General features: G+C 45.2%; 13 protein-coding genes. 7 read left to right on the top strand and 6 right to left on the bottom strand.

Annotated elements, in window-relative coordinates; all coding sequences use genetic code 11:
* The first annotated feature begins 72 nt into the window (after positions 1 to 72).
* A complete protein-coding gene (locus KCG48_RS07170) occupies positions 73 to 696 on the top strand; it encodes a DUF3267 domain-containing protein (protein WP_211800899.1) in 624 nt (207 codons plus the stop codon).
* 298 nt (positions 697 to 994) lie between these two features.
* On the opposite strand, the gene KCG48_RS07165 is transcribed toward KCG48_RS07170, so the two are convergent.
* From KCG48_RS07165 to hypB, 4 genes are read right to left on the bottom strand one after another with little or no spacing between them, the layout of a single operon-like run.
* A complete protein-coding gene (locus KCG48_RS07165; RefSeq protein ID WP_211800898.1) occupies positions 995 to 1,924 on the bottom strand; it encodes a DUF5692 family protein in 930 nt (309 codons plus the stop codon).
* Positions 1,925 to 1,940: 16 nt separating this feature from the next.
* Positions 1,941 to 2,282, bottom strand: a complete 342-nt coding sequence (locus tag KCG48_RS07160; protein ID WP_211800897.1) for a hydrogenase maturation nickel metallochaperone HypA/HybF — start codon at positions 2,280 to 2,282, stop codon at positions 1,941 to 1,943.
* A gap of 12 nt (positions 2,283 to 2,294) precedes the next feature.
* Positions 2,295 to 5,069, bottom strand: a complete 2,775-nt coding sequence (locus tag KCG48_RS07155) for an FAD-dependent oxidoreductase (protein ID WP_211800895.1) — start codon at positions 5,067 to 5,069, stop codon at positions 2,295 to 2,297.
* A gap of 3 nt (positions 5,070 to 5,072) precedes the next feature.
* Positions 5,073 to 5,735, bottom strand: coding sequence for a hydrogenase nickel incorporation protein HypB (hypB, locus tag KCG48_RS07150; protein ID WP_211800893.1), 663 nt, complete (start codon positions 5,733 to 5,735; stop codon positions 5,073 to 5,075).
* Between the two features lie 253 nt (positions 5,736 to 5,988).
* On the opposite strand from hypB, the gene KCG48_RS07145 reads away from it, so the two are divergent.
* Positions 5,989 to 6,975, top strand: coding sequence for a helix-turn-helix domain-containing protein (locus KCG48_RS07145; RefSeq protein WP_211800891.1), 987 nt, complete (start codon positions 5,989 to 5,991; stop codon positions 6,973 to 6,975).
* A gap of 12 nt (positions 6,976 to 6,987) precedes the next feature.
* On the top strand, positions 6,988 to 8,208 hold the full coding sequence (locus KCG48_RS07140; protein WP_211800889.1) for an NAD(P)/FAD-dependent oxidoreductase: 1,221 nt from the start codon (positions 6,988 to 6,990) through the stop codon (positions 8,206 to 8,208).
* A gap of 165 nt (positions 8,209 to 8,373) precedes the next feature.
* Here KCG48_RS07140 and KCG48_RS07135 read toward each other — a convergent pair whose 3' ends face one another.
* Positions 8,374 to 8,676: a DUF960 family protein gene (locus KCG48_RS07135; protein ID WP_211800887.1), complete on the bottom strand. Its 303-nt coding sequence runs from the start codon at positions 8,674 to 8,676 to the stop codon at positions 8,374 to 8,376.
* Positions 8,677 to 9,436: 760 nt separating this feature from the next.
* On the opposite strand from KCG48_RS07135, the gene KCG48_RS07130 reads away from it, so the two are divergent.
* The 4 genes from KCG48_RS07130 to KCG48_RS07115 are packed head-to-tail and all read left to right on the top strand — an operon-like array spanning position 9,437 to position 14,920.
* A complete protein-coding gene (locus KCG48_RS07130; RefSeq protein ID WP_211800885.1) occupies positions 9,437 to 9,634 on the top strand; it encodes a helix-turn-helix domain-containing protein in 198 nt (65 codons plus the stop codon).
* A 32-nt stretch (positions 9,635 to 9,666) separates the two neighbouring features.
* Entirely contained in the window at positions 9,667 to 10,620 is a 954-nt protein-coding gene (locus tag KCG48_RS07125) for a restriction endonuclease subunit M (RefSeq protein ID WP_211800883.1), read from the top strand.
* A complete protein-coding gene (locus KCG48_RS07120; RefSeq protein WP_211800881.1) occupies positions 10,617 to 13,880 on the top strand; it encodes a DEAD/DEAH box helicase family protein in 3,264 nt (1,087 codons plus the stop codon). The genes KCG48_RS07125 and KCG48_RS07120 overlap by 4 nt, the downstream gene beginning before the upstream one ends.
* The gene (locus tag KCG48_RS07115) at positions 13,880 to 14,920 is read left to right on the top strand and encodes an Eco57I restriction-modification methylase domain-containing protein (RefSeq protein WP_211800879.1); all 1,041 of its coding nucleotides are present in this window, start codon (positions 13,880 to 13,882) and stop codon (positions 14,918 to 14,920) included. The genes KCG48_RS07120 and KCG48_RS07115 overlap by 1 nt, the downstream gene beginning before the upstream one ends.
* Positions 14,921 to 16,858: 1,938 nt before the next feature.
* Here KCG48_RS07115 and KCG48_RS07110 read toward each other — a convergent pair.
* Complete coding sequence (locus KCG48_RS07110) at positions 16,859 to 19,645, bottom strand: DUF3427 domain-containing protein (protein ID WP_211800877.1); 2,787 nt, start codon at positions 19,643 to 19,645, stop codon at positions 16,859 to 16,861.
* Positions 19,646 to 19,749 lie beyond the last annotated feature (104 nt).

Raw genomic sequence — 19,749 nt, 5'->3', positions numbered from 1 at the left:
CTTTGCAATCTTTCTCCATCTGTGCCAAAATGAGGGAAAATGCGGATTTCTTTGCGAAGGGAGCGTTACCCCATGAAATACATCAAGCAGCTGCCTCCAGCCAACCCCCAGCGGGAAACCCTTCTTCGGGAAGAGGGGTGGATCGGGCTGAGGGAACCGGATACCCCGGGAAAGATCCTCCTCTTCTCTTTTCCCCTCATGGGCGTAAGTGCACTAATTACCGGTGCCTGGCTACTCTTTCTTCAGCCCTCCCTTCTCCAGGGGCTGGCCCTGGAGGACGGGTTCGCTTTAAGTTTCACCCTGGGTCCCGGGACCCTTCTTCCCCTCCTGGGGATGGGGGCATTCTTTGCCCTCCATGAGCTCCTCCATGGGGCAGCCATTCCTCGGCGTTCGGGGAAGAGCCGCACCTACTGGGGGATCACCCCCTTGGGTCTCTTTGTGGCCACGGAGGAAATCCTGACCAAGGCCCGGTATCTCCTCATCTCCCTCCTGCCCTTTCTCCTTTTGTCCATCCTCCTGCCGCTCCTCTTGACCTTCACACAACTGCTAAATCCATATCTTGCTTTTCTCATCCTGCTCAATGCCATGGGCTCCTGCGCCGATCTTCTCGGCGTACTGCTCATCCTCTTCCAGGTGCCCCGGGGGGCTCTACTCCAGAATGTGGGCCCCAAAACCTTCTACAAAGTCCAGCCCTAAGGGGAACCCTGCACAAAGTCCGTCCTTTCTTCGGGGAGTCACCCTGAAAAAAGGACGGACTTTCCTTTGAGCTCCTCCGGTTCATGGTCTGTTTCTGGTCTAAATACCCCGGGAACATCAGCGGCCTTCTATCCTGCTGTGCTCCTTCCAGGCTAAAGGCTTTCGTCTTCTCTTTGCCTTTCTCCTGCCCCTTCATGGCAAAAAAAGGGCACCTTCCTCAGGTGCCCTCCTCTTCAATATTGATCTTATCAACCCCAAGGCTTCCGCGGAAGCCTTCTTTTTCCATTACGAGTCTTGTCTACAGTCCGTTGGCGGTCAGCGTTTTCTTGTAGGCATCGGTATGCCTATAGAGTTCCTGTCTTATGGGGTTGGCCTTCTTTTGTCTCATGGTATATACCATGAAGAAGAACACGCCCAGATTGAAGACAAAGGACACGATGCTTAAGGACATGAGGGCTCCTGGGCTGTACGTCGGCAGCACCTGGAAAAAGGAGGCCGTCTGGAAATCCACAGACAGGGAGAACATGGCATAAAGAGAGAGGATCTGTGCTCGATGCTGCAGCCATGCGCCACGCTTAAAGAAGTACTCCGCGATGATCGCTGCCGTTAAAATCCCAAATCCCGCATAGAGGGATCGGGTGGAGATGCAGTTGTAGACATAAGCATAATTCCAAAGGGTATAGCCGATGACATAAGGCCAGGTCATATCCGGCCAGATCATATCTCTGGATTTGTCCTTGGACACCCGGATGCCCACAAACCCGGTGAGGGTGATGATGGTGAAGACCCCGGCAATGGCATTGAGAATGTTCCAGGGACCGCCCTGGACCACAATTCCTCCTGCATCCACCGTCAGCGTCTTATAGGTGGCAAAGATCTCCAGTTCCCGGAACACCGCTTCCGCGATGTTGATGGACAGGATGGCGGCGGGGAAAATCGCTGCAAACTTCTTTGTGCCCAGCTTGGTGAAGCGGATGAGAAGAAAACCATAGACGCCGATGAGGGCAGAAACGACCTTCACCCAGCCAAACCAGGTTTTCCCCGTGGGGGAACCCAATGGCCCAAAGAAGATGCCCAGGGCCAGAAGTACGGGAAGAAGCACAAACATCAGTAGAGACACGGTCTTTGACCTTCTGCTGATCTCATTGAGGAAAAGGAATACGGCAATGAATGCCACGAGGGCCAGGAAACTCTCAATCGTTAAACCTTCGTATAAAAATCCCATCATAAGCTCCTTTCACTAACTAATACGCAACAACTTCTTTGATGCTAAACTCCTGCCCGGAGAGAAGGGTATACTCCCTTCCTCCACAGGCAGGACAAGTACGGCGGTGGGTGACAATGTTGTAAGTTTCTTCGCAGCCATGGCATCGGCCCATGGCAGGCAACGTGATGATCTCCAGTTTTGTCTCCTCATAGGCGGTGCCGTGCACCGCCGCCGGATAACATTCCTCGATGAACCGGGGGATGGCCTGGGAGAGCTGCCCGATCTCCAGCACAATCTTCTCCACTTTGGTCAGCTGGTTTTCCAGAACAAAGCTGTCCACAACCCGGATCACCTCATAAACTATACCTAATTCATGCATAGAAACACCTCATCATCGGGTTTCCACGAAGGGATTGATCTTATTTAAGGTGATCTTCGCTTTTCTCTTGAGGGCATTCTTCAGGACGGCTTTTGACAGTTTATCCAGCTCAAAGCCTTTCTCATCGTAAACCCTCTCCAGGCTGATAGCCCCGAACTTGCATCTCAGGGTGCAGGCGCCGCAGCCGACGCACAGATACTCATCCACTTTACTGGCTCCGCAGCCAAGGCATCGGGAGGATTCTTTTTTGATCTGCTCTTCCGTGAGAACGCCTCGCAGATCCTTAAAGGTATCTTTAGCAATTCGTCCTTCAACGGCCGCGATTCGCTGACGCTCTGTGCCGTCATAGTCCATGATCTGCTGGAGATTATTCTTGTCCAGCATTTTATAGGCATGGTTGTCTCGTCCAAAGACCAGAGACTGTCCTTTCTGTACAAATCGATGGATGGAGATGGCCGCTTCTTTTCCGGCGGCAATGGCATCGATGGCCAGTCTTGGTCCGCTGGCCACATCCCCTCCGGCGAAAATGTCCGCTTTGGAGGACTGCAGCGTCACCGGATCCACCTTTATGGTCCTGCGCTCCGTGAGAAGAACATCCTCTCCCACGAGAAGCTCTCCATAGCCGTAGGTCTGTCCCACAGAAAGGAGGACATGGTCGCAGGATACCATGATGATGTCCGTCTCATCATAGACCGGGGAGAATTTTCCAGACGCATCAAAGATGGAGGTGCATTTCTTAAACTCCACGCCGGTGACCTTGACGCCGTCATGAAGTATCCTCACCGGGCCCCAGCTGTTGTGGATGGAGATTTCCTCAGAAAGGGCTTCCTCCACTTCTTCCTCATGGGCAGGCATGGAGGACCTGGGCTCCAGGCAATATAGCGCAGCGCTCTCCACCTGGGGAAGTCGAACGGAGCTTCGGGCCACATCGATGGCCACATTTCCGCCCCCGATGACCACGACCTTCCCGGACACTTCCGGATTTTCGCCCAGATTGATCTTCTTCAGGAACTCCACGCCATGCATCACCTCGGGAAGCTCTTCGCCCGGAATACCGAGATTTCTTCCCAAGGAAGCGCCGATGGCGATGTAGAAGGCATGGAAGCCTTTCCTTCGGAGCTCTTCCAAGGTGACATCTTTCCCGATCTCCACCCCTGTCTCAAACTTCACCCCCATCTCCCGGATGACGTCGATTTCCGCTTCCACCACGTCTTTCTCCAGACGATAGGAAGGAATACCTAGGGTGAGCATGCCCCCCAGACGCTTCTCTTTTTCAAAGACCGTCACATCGTAGCCGTCCAGGGCCAGATCATAGGCACAGGTGAGTCCGGAGGGACCGGATCCGATGATGGCCACTTTCTTGTGGCTGTAGTCATGACGTTTCTTGGGGAGATACCGGGTGCCTGCCTCCAGATCCTTCTGGGCAATGAACTTCTTGATGTCATCCACGGCCACAGCCTCGTCATAAGCGCTTCTGGTGCAGTCCTCCTCGCAAAGTCTTGGACAGACTCTTCCACAAACCGCCGGTAGAGGATTGTGCTTCTTGATAAGCTCCAGGGCCTCGGTGTATTTTCCTTGGGCAGCCAGCTTAATATACCCTTGTACGGGAATATGGGCCGGGCACTTGGTGATGCACGGGGCCGTTCCGGACTCCAGGGTGTTCTTCCGGTTCACGCGGTAATCGCTGTTCCACTTGTCTTCTTGCCACTCGGTGTTTCTTGGGGTAATTTTGGTGATCTTCTCATCCAAAGGCGTCTTTGCGCAGAGCTTCTGTCCCAGACGGACGGCATTGGTGGGGCAGACATCCACACACTCACCGCAGGCAACGCATTTTGACTCGTCCACCACAGATTTGTAGTTGGACCGGACGATGTCATTATTTAAGTACTCATTGGCCAGTCTCATGGCGTAGCAGCCACAGCCGCAGCAGTTGCAGATGGCATGGGTATGCCCTGGCGTATCCAGGTTGGGCACGGAGTGCATGAGTCCATTGTCCTCCGCCTTCCGGATGATCTCAAAGGCTTCCTCTCGGGTGATCTCCCGGCCTCTTCCCGTTTTGATGTAGTACTCTGCCGCATGGTCCAGCTGGATGCACATCTCTTCCTTCAGATGGCCGCAGCCTTCATGCATGGCTTCTCTGGACGTTCTGCAGGAGCAATCCGACACAGAGAAGATATGCGCTTCCTGGAGATGTTTGGAGATTTCCTCGTATCCGACTTTCTTGGAGTTCCCGTCGATGGCGCGCTCGATAGGGAGCACTCTCATGGGTCCTCCGCCCACGGGCATGATGCCCGCGGCCATGGGTCCTTTCTTGCTGCCGAAGTAGTAGAACGCTTCGGCCACTTCCGGATGCTTCGCCACGATCTCTTTATTGTTGTTGATCATCTCCAGATGCCCTGGCACAAAGATGTCATGCCAGTAAACATCCACGCCATCCACCGTGTTCCAGAAGGTGACTCCGGTCCAGGCCAGATGCTGAAGCGCTTTCTTGACTTTTTCTAGGGGCTCTCCGGCAGCTTCCGCGATTTCTTCAGCGCTTTTCTTGTCCCGGAAACCCACGTGAAGGGCGATCTTCGCTTCATCGGGCGAAAGAATCGGAGCCAGCGCATAATACTCCGGCCCAAAGGGAATGGCCTCCCGGCTGGTTCCGGCTTTCGTTCTGCCGATCTTGTTGGCCAGGTCCACAATCTCCTGACGGTATGCTCTGCCGTCCACATCGGCCCAGTTCAGGGCAAAGTTGAAGTTCGTCGACTTGTTGAAATTTGTTTTTTCCTGTTTTTTTGCCATGTCCTACTTCCTTCCCATTTGTTTTTTAAGCCAGCTTGTCCAGGCATCCATCCCTTCTCCGGTCTTTGCCGAGAGAGGGAAGATCTCAATGTCTTGGTTCAGGTGATATACCCTTTCCTTCAGGGCTTCCATATCAAAATCAAAGTAGGGCATCACATCCATTTTGCTGATGAGAAGCGCATCCACCTTGGCGAAGATCATGGGATACTTGAGGGGTTTGTCATCCCCTTCAGGTACGCTCAAAATGGCGATGTTCTTCATGGCGCCGGTGTCATAGCCCACAGGACAGATGAGGTTTCCGATGTTCTCCAGAAACACCAGATCCAGATCTGAAACTTCCAAGGCGTCCACCCCGGCCCTGGCCATGGTAGCATCGATATGGCAGAGCCCGTCGGTGTGCATCTGCACGGCTCGGGCGCCGGCTTCCTGCACGGTTCGGGCATCCACATCGGAATCCACATCGGCTTCAATGACGCCGATCCTCATTTCCCCCTGCAGTGCCTTCACGGTACTGACCAGCGTCGTGGTTTTTCCGCTGCCTGGAGAGGACATGACATTCACCATGAAGGCTCCTTTATCTCTGAGGAATCCTCTGGTTTCCTCGGCAACCTTCTTATTATCCTCATAAATATTCTTCTTGATGGAAAAGACTTTCAGCTCACTCATTTCTACACCTCAACCCTTTATTTGACATGATTATAACAATCGTTTTCACCTTCAACAATCGCCCAATTTGTTTTGAATTTAACAAATAATTACTTTAGCGAAGTGTGCACACCTCACGAGAAGACCCTGTAAATCTCGAAAAAATGAGGAACTGTACACAGGGGGCCAAAGTAAAATTTTCTTTCTACATTGAGAAAAGCGGCATATTATGTTAAAGTTTTGATAAGTTATGTTGATGAAAGGATGTGCCTCCATGGACCCGAAGGAAAAACAGAATATCCTGGCCCACGGGCAGAAACATGGCATCACCCGCACCTGCGAGAAATTTGGCATTTCCAGAACGCTCTATTACCGCTGGCTGCGCCGGTATGAGCGCGGGGGTATGGAGGGTCTCTCTTCCCAAAGAAACGTGCAGCCTCCGAAGAACCGGACGCCAAAGGAACTGGAGGATAAGCTTCTCAAGCTCATCCGAACCTATCCCGCTCTGGGGCCCAGGGAGATCAAGTATCTTCTCGAAGAAATCAATATCCATCTCAGTGAGTCTGCCGTCTATAACATCATGAAGCGCCTCAGTCTTTCCCGAAGAGAGCAGCGTATGGCGTTTTCCCGAAAAAAACTGCGGCAGTCCTCCCCAGGTACCCTTCCCTTTCAAGGATCTGCCAGTGGCGAATGCTGGTTTTTCTTCATCACCTCCTGTGGCCACTGGAAAGAGGAAAGACCGCTCTACATTTACAGCATCATTGACTACCAAAGCAGGATCGCCTGTTCCAGACTCTACGAGAAGCTTTCCATGGACTGCTTCGAGGATCTTCTCACCGCTGCAGCGCTGCCTGTGGCCCAGAACCTCAATTTCCAGACCCGGTATTTATGTTTCCTGGAGGATGCGAATCTTCAGTGTAAGAATAAGAGCCTCTTTGAAGAGAAAGTACATGAGATCCTCCTCACCAGCGGTTTTGATCCGGAGCTGCATTTTATGGAAAGTGATGCGCTGCCCAAGGAAATTCAGTCCCTTCGCGAAAACTACACCAAAGTCTGCCTTTCCGGCCTGATTCCTCTTTTGTCCAAAGGGGAGCCGCTGGCTCTTCTAAAGATCACCCTTCAACGAGAAATCCGAACCTACAATCTCAGCCATAAAACCCGATACGGCGATTTGCTTCTTTCTCCTCTGGAGTTTCATCGAAGCTTTGCAGGAGAAGGAACCATTCTGCCCTTATGGGCCTATATGGACCGGGAATACTAAGGAGAATCTGTTATGCATGTTGCCATCATCGGTGGAGGATTCAGCGGGCTTCTCGCTGCGTATCTTCTGGAGAAAAAAGATATCCCGGTCACCCTCTATGAAAAAGAAACCCACCTGGGCGGACACTGCAGAACGCTCTTGTGTCAGGGTCTCACGGTGGAAATCGGAACCGCCGCAGCTTTTTCACCTCATCTGAAAGAGCTGCTTCTTGAGCTGGGGATGCCCTACTCCGAGCGGTTCACCTATCGCAATTTTCTCAATGAGCACCACCAGAAAGTGGAGCTACTAAGCCATGAGGAGGTCAAAAGACTCACGGTGGAGCTCCCCCGTTATGAAGCGCTGTACAGCGCTCATTTTGGCCAGGGGGCTTCGTCTTTCTATGGACATTTCGGAGATCTGAAGATCCCTCTTTCCACGTATTTGGAAGATAACCAACTTCCCATGATGAAGCAGGTCATCGCTCCCCATCTGTCTGCCTACGGCTTTGGAGCCATCGAAGAGGTTCCTGCCTACTATGCTCTCCACACCTTTGATCCCAAAACGATAAAAGCCATCATCCAGGGAGACAAACTCCTCTTTGTGAATCAGGGGATGAGCGATCTCATGGAAAAGCTCTGCACCAACCTGAAGGACATCCGCTATGGGGCTGAGGTGAAGAACGTGGAGCCCCATTTAAGCGGAGTTCGCCTCGATACGGATTTTGACTCTGCATTTTATGATCAGGTACTGGTGACCACTAAGCTTCCTAAGGATGTGCTGAAGGACGCGCTCTACAATGAGCTGATGAAAAAGATCGACACCAATCCTTATGTGACCTGCGTTTATGAAGTGGAGAACAAGAATGTCGTGACCACCTACTATAAAGCCAACGCGGGGAAGAAAGGCTGCCTTCAGTTTTTCAATGTCTATAAGGACAAGGACAAAACCATTCTTGTGGCCTATACCTATGGTATTCTTCAGAAAGATCTGGTGGAAAAGATAACGGAAGATCTCAAAAAAGCAGGCATCCGAATCAAGCATCTCATTATGGCTAAGCAGTGGTATATCTTCCCGCATCTGAAATCCACGAATCTCCGGGAGGATTTCTACCTTCAGCTGGTGGAGCATCAGAAAAAGAGCCCCATCTGTCTGACGGGGACCCTGGTCACCAAGCCTTCCATCTCCCACCTCTATGAGACCATCAAGATGAGCATCCAGGAACGTTTTCCCTCCATGGAGGAGGAAGCCCGTTAGTTCCGCTTCCAAACTCTCCCCAAACCCACCGGGAATCAGCGGATAAAGTAAGGGGCAATATAATTCATTGACGCATACGACAAAGTCCGTCCTTTCTTCGGGGATTCACCCTGAAAAAAGGACGGACTTTATTTAGCCTCAGCCGGTTCCTGGCCAGTTCTTCGCCTAATACTCACTGGACAGCATCATCACCGTATATTCCCCATTGTCCACAACAAAAATACGGTCATCCAGTGCCCATGGGGAGGGAAACTTGAAAATAACATGTTTCTCATACGCCGGTTCTTCCTGGGTATGCCGGATGAGAATCCCCGTCTCTTCCAGGGTTTTCAGCTGAAACACCTGGAGTTCATCCCGGGGATACGCAGTGTCATCGATCATGGACCAGAGCATCAGCTGCAAATCGAGAGAAAGCTGTCGGTTTACCCCCTGGGTAACATAGCGGTGGCTGAAATTCACACGAGACATGGCCTCACACTCCTTTTCAAGAGTATTATGCCTTGCTCTCCAAAGGACTATTCAGGCTGATGGGTCACTTTCGGAAAATTATTTAGGGTTATTCATCTTCAGATCCTTTTAGGTATCAGAACCACTATTGTTTACATTTTTATACAGTTTGTCCCAGACAATGTAAATATATAAAGCATCTACTTATTTTTCTAAATAATTTCTATTTCCATATATTGATCTATGCACTTTATTGTTTGCTCTAAAAACATATGCCCTTACTTGTGGTACGGTGAATCGTATCATAAATGACATGGTTTTTATGTGTTTTCACAAGCAGAATTGCAGAAATTGTCATAGGGCATTTTGGGGGTCTGTGCCTGTAACGTTGGATGTAGTACGATCCAACAAGAAAGAACAAAAGGATTGTGAAGCAGGAGAAGCAATTGGGAGAAAGGGAACAAATCATGGCAAAAAGTGAGAGACAGTAGTTGCTTTCGGCAACCCTTTGGATGACCTTCTCCTTTTGCTTCTTTTTTGTCTATTTCCCTATTCAAGAAAGTGTTGGATGTCGTTTATTGAATAAATGGCGATATATTGAGATAATGAGATTTAAGGAACTGGCGTGGACCATGCTTTCTTATTTTATGTGGGATTTTACAACAGTGTGATTGATTTAAGAAACTCCAAAAAATTTTGATAAATACAGAAAATCTTGATTTACCATCATATGATGTAACTAATGAATTTTAAGTATTCAATGTTATGTTAGGAGATACGAATGGATATCACTTATATAAGTCTATGGAAAATATTAATTGACAAGGAAATGAATAAAACTCAGCTCAAGGAAGCTGTGGGAGTGAGTAGTAACTTCATTGCAAAAATGGGGAAGAACGAACCAGTGGCAATTGAGATGCTCATGAAAATAGCTATTGCTTTAGTCGTTGATATTAGCGAGATCATTGGGTCAGAATAACGATGAGATCTAAAACGGGAGGAGGCAGCTATTTGTTAGTAGCCGAGATTATGATGAAACCAACTGAAGAAGATAAAGAAAAGAATACTGATGAATGTAGCTCAACTGACATTCTTGAGAATTCCTTACGTGAAAAAATGCCAGGTATACTAGAGATTCTCTTGATGGATCGAACAATATCCACACCAAAGACGAAGAAGAACATCATATGGGCAAATGAAAACTATATCCAGCATGGCTATAAAGTTTATGCAGCTACAGCTCAAATGCGACCTGAATTAGTGACGGGGCAAATGGGACAAATCATAAAACCACGTGCATTGAAATCAAAAGAGATGCAAAAAGAGCGCACTAAGTCAAAGGCGGAAGTGTTTACACCAACTTGGATTGTGAAAAAACAAAATGATGCGGTTGATAAGGATTATCTAAATGACGATTTAGAAACCTATGTCAAACGAACATGGTTAGAAATCACCTGTGGGGAAGCCCCATATATGGCAACTCGCTATGATATGGAAACTGGTGTAATCTTGCCATTGAATGAACGTGTTGGTTTCGTCGACCGAAAACTGAAACGCATCAATGAAGAAGTGGTCGATAAAGCAGAATGGCAGCGTTTGGTGGTAGAAGCGTATAAATCAAGCTATGGATTCGAGTGGAACGGCGACTCATTACTGCTTGCTCGTGAAAATTTGCTCTACACCTATCGTGACTACTATTTTGCTAAATGGTTAGAAGAACCGCTTTACGGTTTATTCGAAGATATTGCTGAAATTATCAGTTACAATGTTTTCCAAATGGACGGTTTGAAATGCATCATTCCACTAACTGAAAAACGAGAAAAAATAGTTGAGGTTCAAATATCACTATTTGATGATGAGGAACCAGAAGAACAATGGCATATTATACCAGGTAAGCGCGTGAAAGTGATGAACTGGGGTATAAATAAAATGGAATTCTTTGATAAAGGAGTTAAGTTGATATGAGTGATAGTACGGTTATCAAAACGACTAAAATGATTTATCCGCAGATTTACGCTTATACGTTACCAACTATTCCAGACAATGAAGGCTGGATTAAGATTGGTTATACAGAGCGTAAAAATGTGGATGATCGCATCAAGGAGCAAACGAAGACTGCTGCAATCAATTTAGGTTATTTAAAATTGTGGTCAGAACCGGCAAAGTTCAGTACATCTGACGATTGGTTTAAAGACAAACAGCTCCATGCTTATTTGCGTAAGTACAAAAATGTTGAACAACGATCAAATACTGAATGGTTTTTCTATAATGGCACACCAGAAAAAGCACATGCTGACTTTAATGATTTTCGGAATAATGAGCGTAGTCAAGTGAAAGAAGAGTTGACTTATCAATTGCGTGCTGAACAAGAAGCAGCGGTGTCACAGACGCTTGATTATGCAAAAAATCATAAGAATGGGGAGTACCTTTGGAATGCTAAGCCACGTTTTGGCAAGACGCTAGCCACTTATGATTTGGCTTGTAAACTGGATGCCAAAAACGTGCTTGTGGTGACAAACCGTCCTGCAATTGCCAATTCATGGTTTGATGATTTCCAAAAATTTATTGCTTGGCAAACCGATTATGTCTTTGTGTCGACAAGTGACTCTTTAAAAGACCGTCCAGTAATTGATCGTGATGAGTTTACTAAACAAATGATAACTGGTGGCAAAGACCGAATACTTGCTTTTATTTCGCTACAAGATTTAAAAGGTGCAATTTCATTTGGCGGTGGTCATGATAAGCTAAAATGGGTCAAAGACTTACATTGGGACCTATTAGTTATCGATGAATCACACGAAGGGGTTGATACGTTCAAAACTGATATTGCCTTTGAAAACATCAATCGTGATTTAACGCTTAACTTATCCGGTACACCATTTAAAGCAGTAGCTTCTGGAAAATTTAAGCAAAATCAAATCTATAACTGGACTTACGCTGATGAGCAAGAAGCCAAAGCTAACTGGGATAGACCTGAGGAAAACAATCCTTACGAAAAATTGCCACGCTTGAGTATGTTCTCTTATCAAATGAGTCAAATGATTACAGATGAAGTCAACAAAGGTGCTGAGATTGATGGTGAGAATATCGATTTTGCTTTTGACTTGAACGAATTTTTTGAGACCAATGATAATGGGAAATTTGTGCATGAGGCGGATATCAAGAAGTGGTTGGATTCTCTTTCTCATAATGAAAAATACCCATTCTCAACAAAAGAACTCCGTGATGAGTTAAAACATACTTTCTGGCTTTTAAATCGTGTAGCCAGTGCTAAAGCCTTGCAAAAATTACTTAAAGATCATCCAGTTTTTAAAAACTATGAAATTATCTTAGCCGCTGGGGATGGCCGTGCGAGTGATGATGACCAAACCATCAATCAAAAATCACTTGACCGAGTGAAAGAAGCAATTGCAACTCATGATAAAACTATCACGTTGTCTGTCGGGCAGTTAACCACGGGTGTAACGGTACCTGAGTGGACTGGAGTTTTGATGCTTTCCAACATGAAATCACCAAGTCTTTATATGCAGGCAGCCTTCCGTGCACAAAACACTTGGGAGTATGAAATTGATGGCGAATGGCATCAAAAAGAAAACGCCTATGTTTTTGACTTTGCTCCAGAACGCACGCTTATGATTTATGATGAGTTTGCCAATAACTTATCAAGTAAGACTACTAATGGTGGCGGAACAACTGACGACCGTAAAGATAACATTCGGACGCTATTGAACTTCTTCCCAGTTATTGCGGAAGACAATGAAGGAAAAATGGTTGAACTTGATGTAAACCAAGTGTTAACGATTCCGAAAGCTATCAAAGCACAAGAAGTCGTTCGACGTGGTTTTATGTCAAACCTATTATTCCAAAATATTTCAGGTATCTTTTCATCATCCCATGCTCGTGAAATACTAGAACAATTAAATCCTGTTGACGTTGGGAAAACAGTACCACGTAAGACAGATAATCCAATTGATACAAAAAATGTCCATGTGGATAACAATGGTGAAGCAATCGTTGAGCAAGATATTGTTGTAGCTCAAACAAATGCTCATTTTGGTGAAAAGGTATATGCGGACATCCAGTCAACTGTTGAAGAAGCAACTAATCAAGCAGTAAAGAACTTATCAAATGTCGTTGCAACTACCTTCAAGCAAAATACGCAAGAAACGGTAAAAGACTTGGCTAAAGAAAATGGCTTGACTGCAAAAGCGGCTGAGCAAGTTGTGCAACAAAGTGCCCATGTGATTGCTCGTGAAGTAGAAGTAGTTCAAAAGAAAGCTGAAATCAAACATGCCGAAGCAGAAGTTGAATATAAGAACATAGTGGCAGAAAGTCACCATGATGAAGCTAAAGTGGCAGAAGCTAAGGTTGCTTATGAAGTTAAGAAACAACAAATCGAGGATGATTTCAAGAATGAAGTTGCTACAACGGTTGAGACGAAAACCAAAGAATTGATAAAACAATCAACTGAAACTATCTTAAAGATAGCTGAAAACAAGAAGAAAAATACAGTAGAAGATGACGTACGTGCTCGTTTACGAGGTTTTGCGAGAACGATTCCATCATTCTTAATGGGTTACGGTGAACCATCAACAACACTGGCGTCATTTGATGTAACTATCAAAGATGAAGTCTTCAAGGAAGTAACAGGCATCACTTTGGAGCAATTTAGAACATTACGTGACACTTACAATTTTTTTGATGCTGTGGTATTTGACGAGTCCATCCAAGAATTCTTGAGAAAACGTACAGAACTTGCCAACTATTTTGATGAAAGTCAAGAAGAGGATATCTTTGACTACATTCCACCGCAACAAACCAACCAAATCTTTACGCCGAAGAAAGTTGTGAAGATGATGATTGATAAGTTGCAGGAAGAAAGCCCGGAAGATTTTACAAATCCCGATAAAATTTTTGTGGACTTGTATATCAAGTCCGGCCTTTATATCACTGAGATAGTAAAGCGGTTATATGTTGGGCTTGAAGATAAAATTCCAGATGAAAATGAGCGCTTGAAACATATCCTAGAACATCAAGTTTATGGTTTTGCGCCAAGTGAAATCATCTATAATATTGCACGTAACTTTATTTTTGGCTTTGATGAAAAAGCTAAGAATATTGATGACTCACATGTTGTTTATCTCGATACAACGCCTTTTGCTCGTGGTGAAGCAGGTATGAGTTTTGAAGATAAATGTGATGATTTGTTTGGAGGTAAGAACTAATGAAATTTGACGTAGTGGTGGGGAATCCACCATATCAAGAAAGTCGTGAAGATACGCGAGATGATGCTATTTATAACTATTTTTATGATTTAGCAGAAAAAGTTGGATCGAAATATTGTCTTATTTCACCAGCGAGGTTTTTGTTTAATGCCGGTAGTACTGATAAAAATTGGAATAATAAAATGCTTACTGATAAGCATCTAAAAGTTGTATACTATGAACAAAACTCAGCAAAGGTCTTTCCCAGCACGGACATAAAGGGTGGGGTTGCAGTATTGTTAAGAGACGGAGGCAAACAATTTGGGGAAATTGGAACATTTACTAACTTTGAAGAACTGAACTCCATCATTCACAAAGTTGTACCGTTAACTCAAGAGACTTTAGATACCATAATTACTGGACAAGGGATCTACCGATTTACTCAAAAGATGCATGAAGACTATCCTGAAGTTTCTACCATTTTGCCAGCTAGCCATCAGTTTGATATTAGCACAGGGGTGTTTGGCACGTTAGACAATATTTTATTTTTTGCAGAAAAACCTGAGGATGATTACGAATACATTTCTATGCTTGGACGATACAAGGGTGAACGAGTTTATCGTTGGATTCGTAAAGATTATGTAAATGAACCAATTGGATTTGATAAATGGAGAGTTATATTGCCAAATGCAAATGGAACTGGTGCGATAGGCGAGGTATTGTCTACACCCCTAATCGGAGAACCCCTAATCGGAGAACCCCTAATCGGGTTTACTCAAACATTCTTGTCAGTAGGTAAATATGATGTGCAACTTGAAGCAGAAAACACTATGAAATACATTAAATCGAAGTTTGCGAGGACTATGCTAGGTGTTTTAAAGGTGACTCAACATAATCCTGCTGCTAAATGGAAGTATGTCCCACTGCAGGACTTCACACCAAACTCGGATATTGACTGGACTCAATCCATTAAGTCAATCGACCAGCAGCTTTACAAAAAATATGGCCTCGATCAAAATGAGATTAATTTTATCGAAGATAAAGTTAAAGAGATGGAATAGGGCATGATGGAGATATCGCAGAACGCTAGTGATGCAGTAAATAGTTTCATCAAGTTAGATAGTGTCAAAATTTTATGGCAGAAAACTAATGATACTTATCTTCACCTGTTATGTCTAAAATTAACTGGAATGAATTCAATTATTGAGCACTGTAAAGTAGTTTCATTGAAGTATTGATTGATTTTTGGTTATACCGATTCATAATAGCCACCTAATTGAAGTAGCTCAAATTCAACGGAATACTCAATTTCCCCCGACTTTTACAGTATATAAGAGAAAAAACCTCACAAACCATTTAAAATCAGTGGTTTAAGAGTAAGCGGTCTTTAATCGGATGGGTGTACTCATCGAGGGAAGTATGGGATAATTTTAGAAGAGAGAAAACAGAAGGCGACCTCACGGCCGCCGGTATCACTCCTAAGTTTAGGTTTTAAAAGGAGTTAACCCTTGATAAGACTTGTTTCAAGTCAGATCAAGGGTGATTTTTTTGTCCGATTATTTCAGATTTTTTTGTCAGATCCTGTTTTGTCGAACGTAAGCGGTCATTAAAAGAACGGATTCTATGCAGCGTAGAACCGTGAGATATTCTTTTCTATAAATCGGTTTTAGTCTCCGCTAAGCATGCATAGCCAAGGTTAAAGCCGTAAGTAAGGAGAGGACATGAATTGGCCACAATGAAACAAGCCTGTCACGAACTATTGAAGGTGAAATGGATTGGGATCATCAAGAAGCAGCGCAATGGTAGTGTAAATAATAAAATAAAGTATACCACTTTTGGACACTAAAAAGTCACCAGTTTCTACCACGAATTATACCACTTCATGGCAGGAAGGGAGCCATTTCTGATCAATTGTGTGATAACCTCTATGATATATGGCTTTCAGGAGGTATTACTAGATGAAGGAGATAGAAATGTACAGTAAGATTAAGCAACTAGTGCAGAAGGGGTTTACGGAAAGACAGACTACAAAGATACTCCGGATTTACCAGAAGACAGTATCAAAGTATCGAAAGATGACCTTAGATGATTACATGGATAATGTAGTCGCCATCCGATAGTTAAGCGCGCATGTAAAATTGAAGCCGGTGGTCTTTGACTGGTTACAGACATATCCAAATATGACAGCTGCACAAGTTAATGATTGGTTGATAGATCATTATGGAACGTTAGATGTCTCCCCGCGAACGGTAAGCCAATATGTGCGAAACCTAAGGCTCGAATATCATATTCCGAAGAAAGCAATCCATCGAAGTTTTGAATCTTCTGATGAGGTTCCTATGGGATATCAGCTTCAGCTGGATTTTTGGGTGAAGAATATGCCAAATTTCAGCCAACTCTTCTGGGTTAATATAAATTGTTTGCTTTGTATTTCCTTATAAATCTCTACTTCATGAGTTCTTTTACTTATTTGTAGAAGAAAAATCTTTACTGCAATTTCTGCAAGCATTTTATCTGTGGGTAGCGATTATAAATTTTGTTCATTCGCATAATCTCGAAAAAATGTGCTATCACAATAATCACATATGATTTGAAATGTTCCTGAACTATTAACACACTTCTCAATGTCAATAATTTCTATTTCCATCAAAGCTGCGCATGTAGCAATTTTCCATTATCTGCAATATTATTAAGGGATAATTGCGATACTGAGTGCTAATTACAAAAACTTGTTTGATCTTTGCCACATAAAATACAAGTATTAGGCTTGGCTAATCTCCGAGTTTGGCTCAATATTTTACTCATCAGTTTTCAATTTTTGAATAATCTGTTCCTTCTGGTAAAGCACTTAATTTTGCCATTTGCTATCTCGTATGACTTAATTATATCTAATCGTATATCTAAATCTAATTATTAAATTTTATTATATCTTATTCATCATGAAAAGTTGAACTTATAACATTAATAACCGTGCTTATCGCTGTTACTTTGATCCGCACCTAATGCTGAAGCCCAAAATCATACTGCAGATAATCCGGAAGTTCATTGTCCATGGGGACATCAAAGATGTACGTGGTTCCCAACTTTCTGGTGACGCTGTCGATTTTCTCCTGTTTTCGGGGATTCGTTAGCTTTCCCTTTCCGACATAGGTGAAGGGCATTACCACCCCATTTTCCGAGGAAACCTTACGGATAAAAATCAGCGCATGCTCACTCTCCAGAAGACCTTGCAAGTCATTGCGGCTGATGTTGTTTTCACTCTCCCATTGGAAAAGGTCCGGAGCAAGATATTTGTCCTGATAATTCAGCCGTTCTTCCACAGAGGCGTCTTTTTTCAGCGAGGCAAAAATCACCACGGTTTTTCCGTAGATGTAGGTTCCCTTCATGGTATATCCGGGGTTGTTTAGTAGCTTTAGCTGAACCTGATCCATCCGGTAACTGTGCCAAAGGAGAAAATCTGTGCTGACTCCATAATCGGCCTCATATTTGACCAGACCATACTCCAAGAGATCATCCAGGTAATCGAGAAACTGTTCATCCAGGAGGGTATTCAGGGTGTATAGGACCCCCTCCCTTCCCAGGGCCTGATTCTTTTCCATGAACTCCAGCGCATGGTCTGCCTGTTCCTGGGAAAAGCCCTGAACAGATTCTTGCAGCATCATGATCAGCTCTTCTTTCGTGGCCGGTTTTTTCCGAAGATGAGCGATAATCAGGAACTCATGGGGACGGACCAGTGGCAAGAAAGATGAGACATACTGGAGGAAGCGGACTTGGGATTCGGTGAAGATGGGAAGATGGTCTTCCTCAATGCCCAGAAGAAAGTTATAGTAGCAGCTGGTTTTCTTTCCTCCGATTTTGATGCTCATAAACCGCTGAAGATCTGGGGCGCTGTCATTGTTCAGATAATCCATGTGACGGGGATAAAATTCAGCTCCGATGAAGCGTTTAAAGTTGAGATAATCCTGCTTGAGATAGCTCAAACTGTTAAAGTTCTCATTTTCCAGATGTTCGATGATCTCCTCCTTGCTGAGATCGTCGATCTGGATTTTTACCCCATACTCCTGAAGCTTCAATGCGGAAAAATTGTCCTTGACCAGAGACATCATGAGCCTCTTTTCCAGAACCAGATTTTGGGCCAGACTGCCCAAGGCAAAGGCAATCTGCACACTTCGTTTATAGCTGTTTCCGATGAAATCCAGCACCGTCACATAAGGCTTATGGGGAAACTTACGAAGACCTCTCCCCAGCTGCTGGATGAAGACCGTGGAGGATTCCGTGGGACGAAGAAAAATCACCATATTTACCCCCGGAATATCCACACCTTCATTCAAAATATCCACGGAACAAAGCAGTTCTAGATCGGCAGACTCACTCTGGAGGTCATCATAGGCACGAATCCGCTCACCCACGGTGTTTTTCCCCGTGAGGTATGCCGTATGATAGTGGGACCCCAGGGCCTCGGCCATCATTCGAGCATGGGTGATATTGCGGCAGAATACCAAGGCTTTAAGCTTTCCCGATGGCCGATGCTTCTCGATCTCCCCGATGATAAACGCGCAATGTTCCTCATCGGCGATCTGGGCCAGCATTTTCCGTTCCTGGTTTTTGGGCAGCCCATAATCCACCATCTGGTCACGAATGCCATAATAATGGAACGGGACAATGAGATCATTGATGATGGCATCGCGTAGACGCAGCTCAAAGGGCACATTTTGATCAAAGAGCTCCAGGACATCCTGATTATCCATACGCTCCGGCGTGGCGGTGAGCCCCAGCAGAAACTCAGGTTCAAAATGGCTAATGATCTTTTTGTAGCTGTCTGCCACGGCATGATGACATTCATCGATGACGATATAATCAAAGGCATCCTTAGGGAATAATGCCAAATCCCTAGCCATCAAAATATTTGTAGCAAACAGGAAGTCCGCGTCCCCCTCTTTGGCTTCGCCGGTGTACAGTCCGCAATAGACATCCGGGCCAAAAACGGTTTGAACAGTTTCCAGGGATTTCTTCAAGATGGAACTTTCATGGACAATATAGAGAAGCCGTTTCGGATTGAAATTCAGTGCATCAAAGGCTGCCAGAAAGGTCTTTCCTGATCCGGCACTGCTGATGATCATGGCGCGATGGATCCCCATGGCCCGATACCGGTTCAGCTCTTTCAAGGCCGCACGCTGCATGTAGTTGGGTTTTATGGCCGTCTTTGCCCGGTCATAATCCATATCCCATCGTTCAATGGCGTAATGAAGCTGTTCCTGATAGCGCTGAATCAGTTCCTGATCAAGGGCGTGGGTTTGTGCCCACAAACTCTCGAACTCCGTCATGGTCTGAAGATAAATGGGCGACTCCATAGACTCCTGGAGCAGAAGATCCCATTCCACATTTCGCAGAAGCGCATAGCGGGTGAGGTTTGAAGAGCCAATGATGATTTCGCAGTGAGCGGGAAAGGTAAAGATATAACCCTTGGTATGGAACCCTAGGGTGGAGTACTGTTCATCATGAAAACTCTCATAATCCAAGTGACAGGAAAACTGCGGATAATCATTCATGAGCCGATGAAAGGTCCGCAGGGACTCAATATCCGTGAAGTTCTGATAGGTGGATGTGATCAGGCGCCCTTGGCAACCTCTGGCCAAGGCAGCCTCAAGATCCTTAATCAGCAGCGATAATCCCGCTTTCTTAATAAAGCTCACCGAGAAGCAAAAACTGTCGCAGGCCCTCAAGTTTTTTCGAACTCGCTCCAGGAAGGGCTGCTCGGTGTAATTGGTTAAAAATCGATTCTCCATCCTTTACCCTCATTCCAGTGTTGATTAATCATGACAAAATCCGTAGTGTAGGTAGCTACCCTGGTCCGTCTTCATTGAAATGTACGCCAAATCGCTTTCAAATG

Origin of the sequence: Proteiniclasticum sediminis, from assembly GCF_018128025.1 — a bacterium.
Classification (GTDB): Bacteria; Bacillota; Clostridia; order Clostridiales; family Clostridiaceae; genus Proteiniclasticum; species Proteiniclasticum sediminis.
Note: the sequence above shows the minus strand (reverse complement) of the source record. Positions and strands in the feature narration are given on the sequence as shown.

Coding starts and splice junctions, on each gene's coding strand:
- KCG48_RS07120 (WP_211800881.1), top strand. CDS start 10,617: ATGAGTGATAGTACGGTTATCAAAACGACTAAAATGATTTATCCGCAG.
- KCG48_RS07140 (WP_211800889.1), top strand. CDS start 6,988: ATGCATGTTGCCATCATCGGTGGAGGATTCAGCGGGCTTCTCGCTGCG.
- KCG48_RS07170 (WP_211800899.1), top strand. CDS start 73: ATGAAATACATCAAGCAGCTGCCTCCAGCCAACCCCCAGCGGGAAACC.
- KCG48_RS07155 (WP_211800895.1), bottom strand. CDS start 5,069: ATGGCAAAAAAACAGGAAAAAACAAATTTCAACAAGTCGACGAACTTC.
- KCG48_RS07135 (WP_211800887.1), bottom strand. CDS start 8,676: ATGTCTCGTGTGAATTTCAGCCACCGCTATGTTACCCAGGGGGTAAAC.
- KCG48_RS07130 (WP_211800885.1), top strand. CDS start 9,437: ATGGATATCACTTATATAAGTCTATGGAAAATATTAATTGACAAGGAA.
- hypB (WP_211800893.1), bottom strand. CDS start 5,735: ATGAGTGAGCTGAAAGTCTTTTCCATCAAGAAGAATATTTATGAGGAT.
- KCG48_RS07110 (WP_211800877.1), bottom strand. CDS start 19,645: ATGGAGAATCGATTTTTAACCAATTACACCGAGCAGCCCTTCCTGGAG.
- KCG48_RS07165 (WP_211800898.1), bottom strand. CDS start 1,924: ATGATGGGATTTTTATACGAAGGTTTAACGATTGAGAGTTTCCTGGCC.
- KCG48_RS07115 (WP_211800879.1), top strand. CDS start 13,880: ATGAAATTTGACGTAGTGGTGGGGAATCCACCATATCAAGAAAGTCGT.
- KCG48_RS07145 (WP_211800891.1), top strand. CDS start 5,989: ATGGACCCGAAGGAAAAACAGAATATCCTGGCCCACGGGCAGAAACAT.
- KCG48_RS07160 (WP_211800897.1), bottom strand. CDS start 2,282: ATGCATGAATTAGGTATAGTTTATGAGGTGATCCGGGTTGTGGACAGC.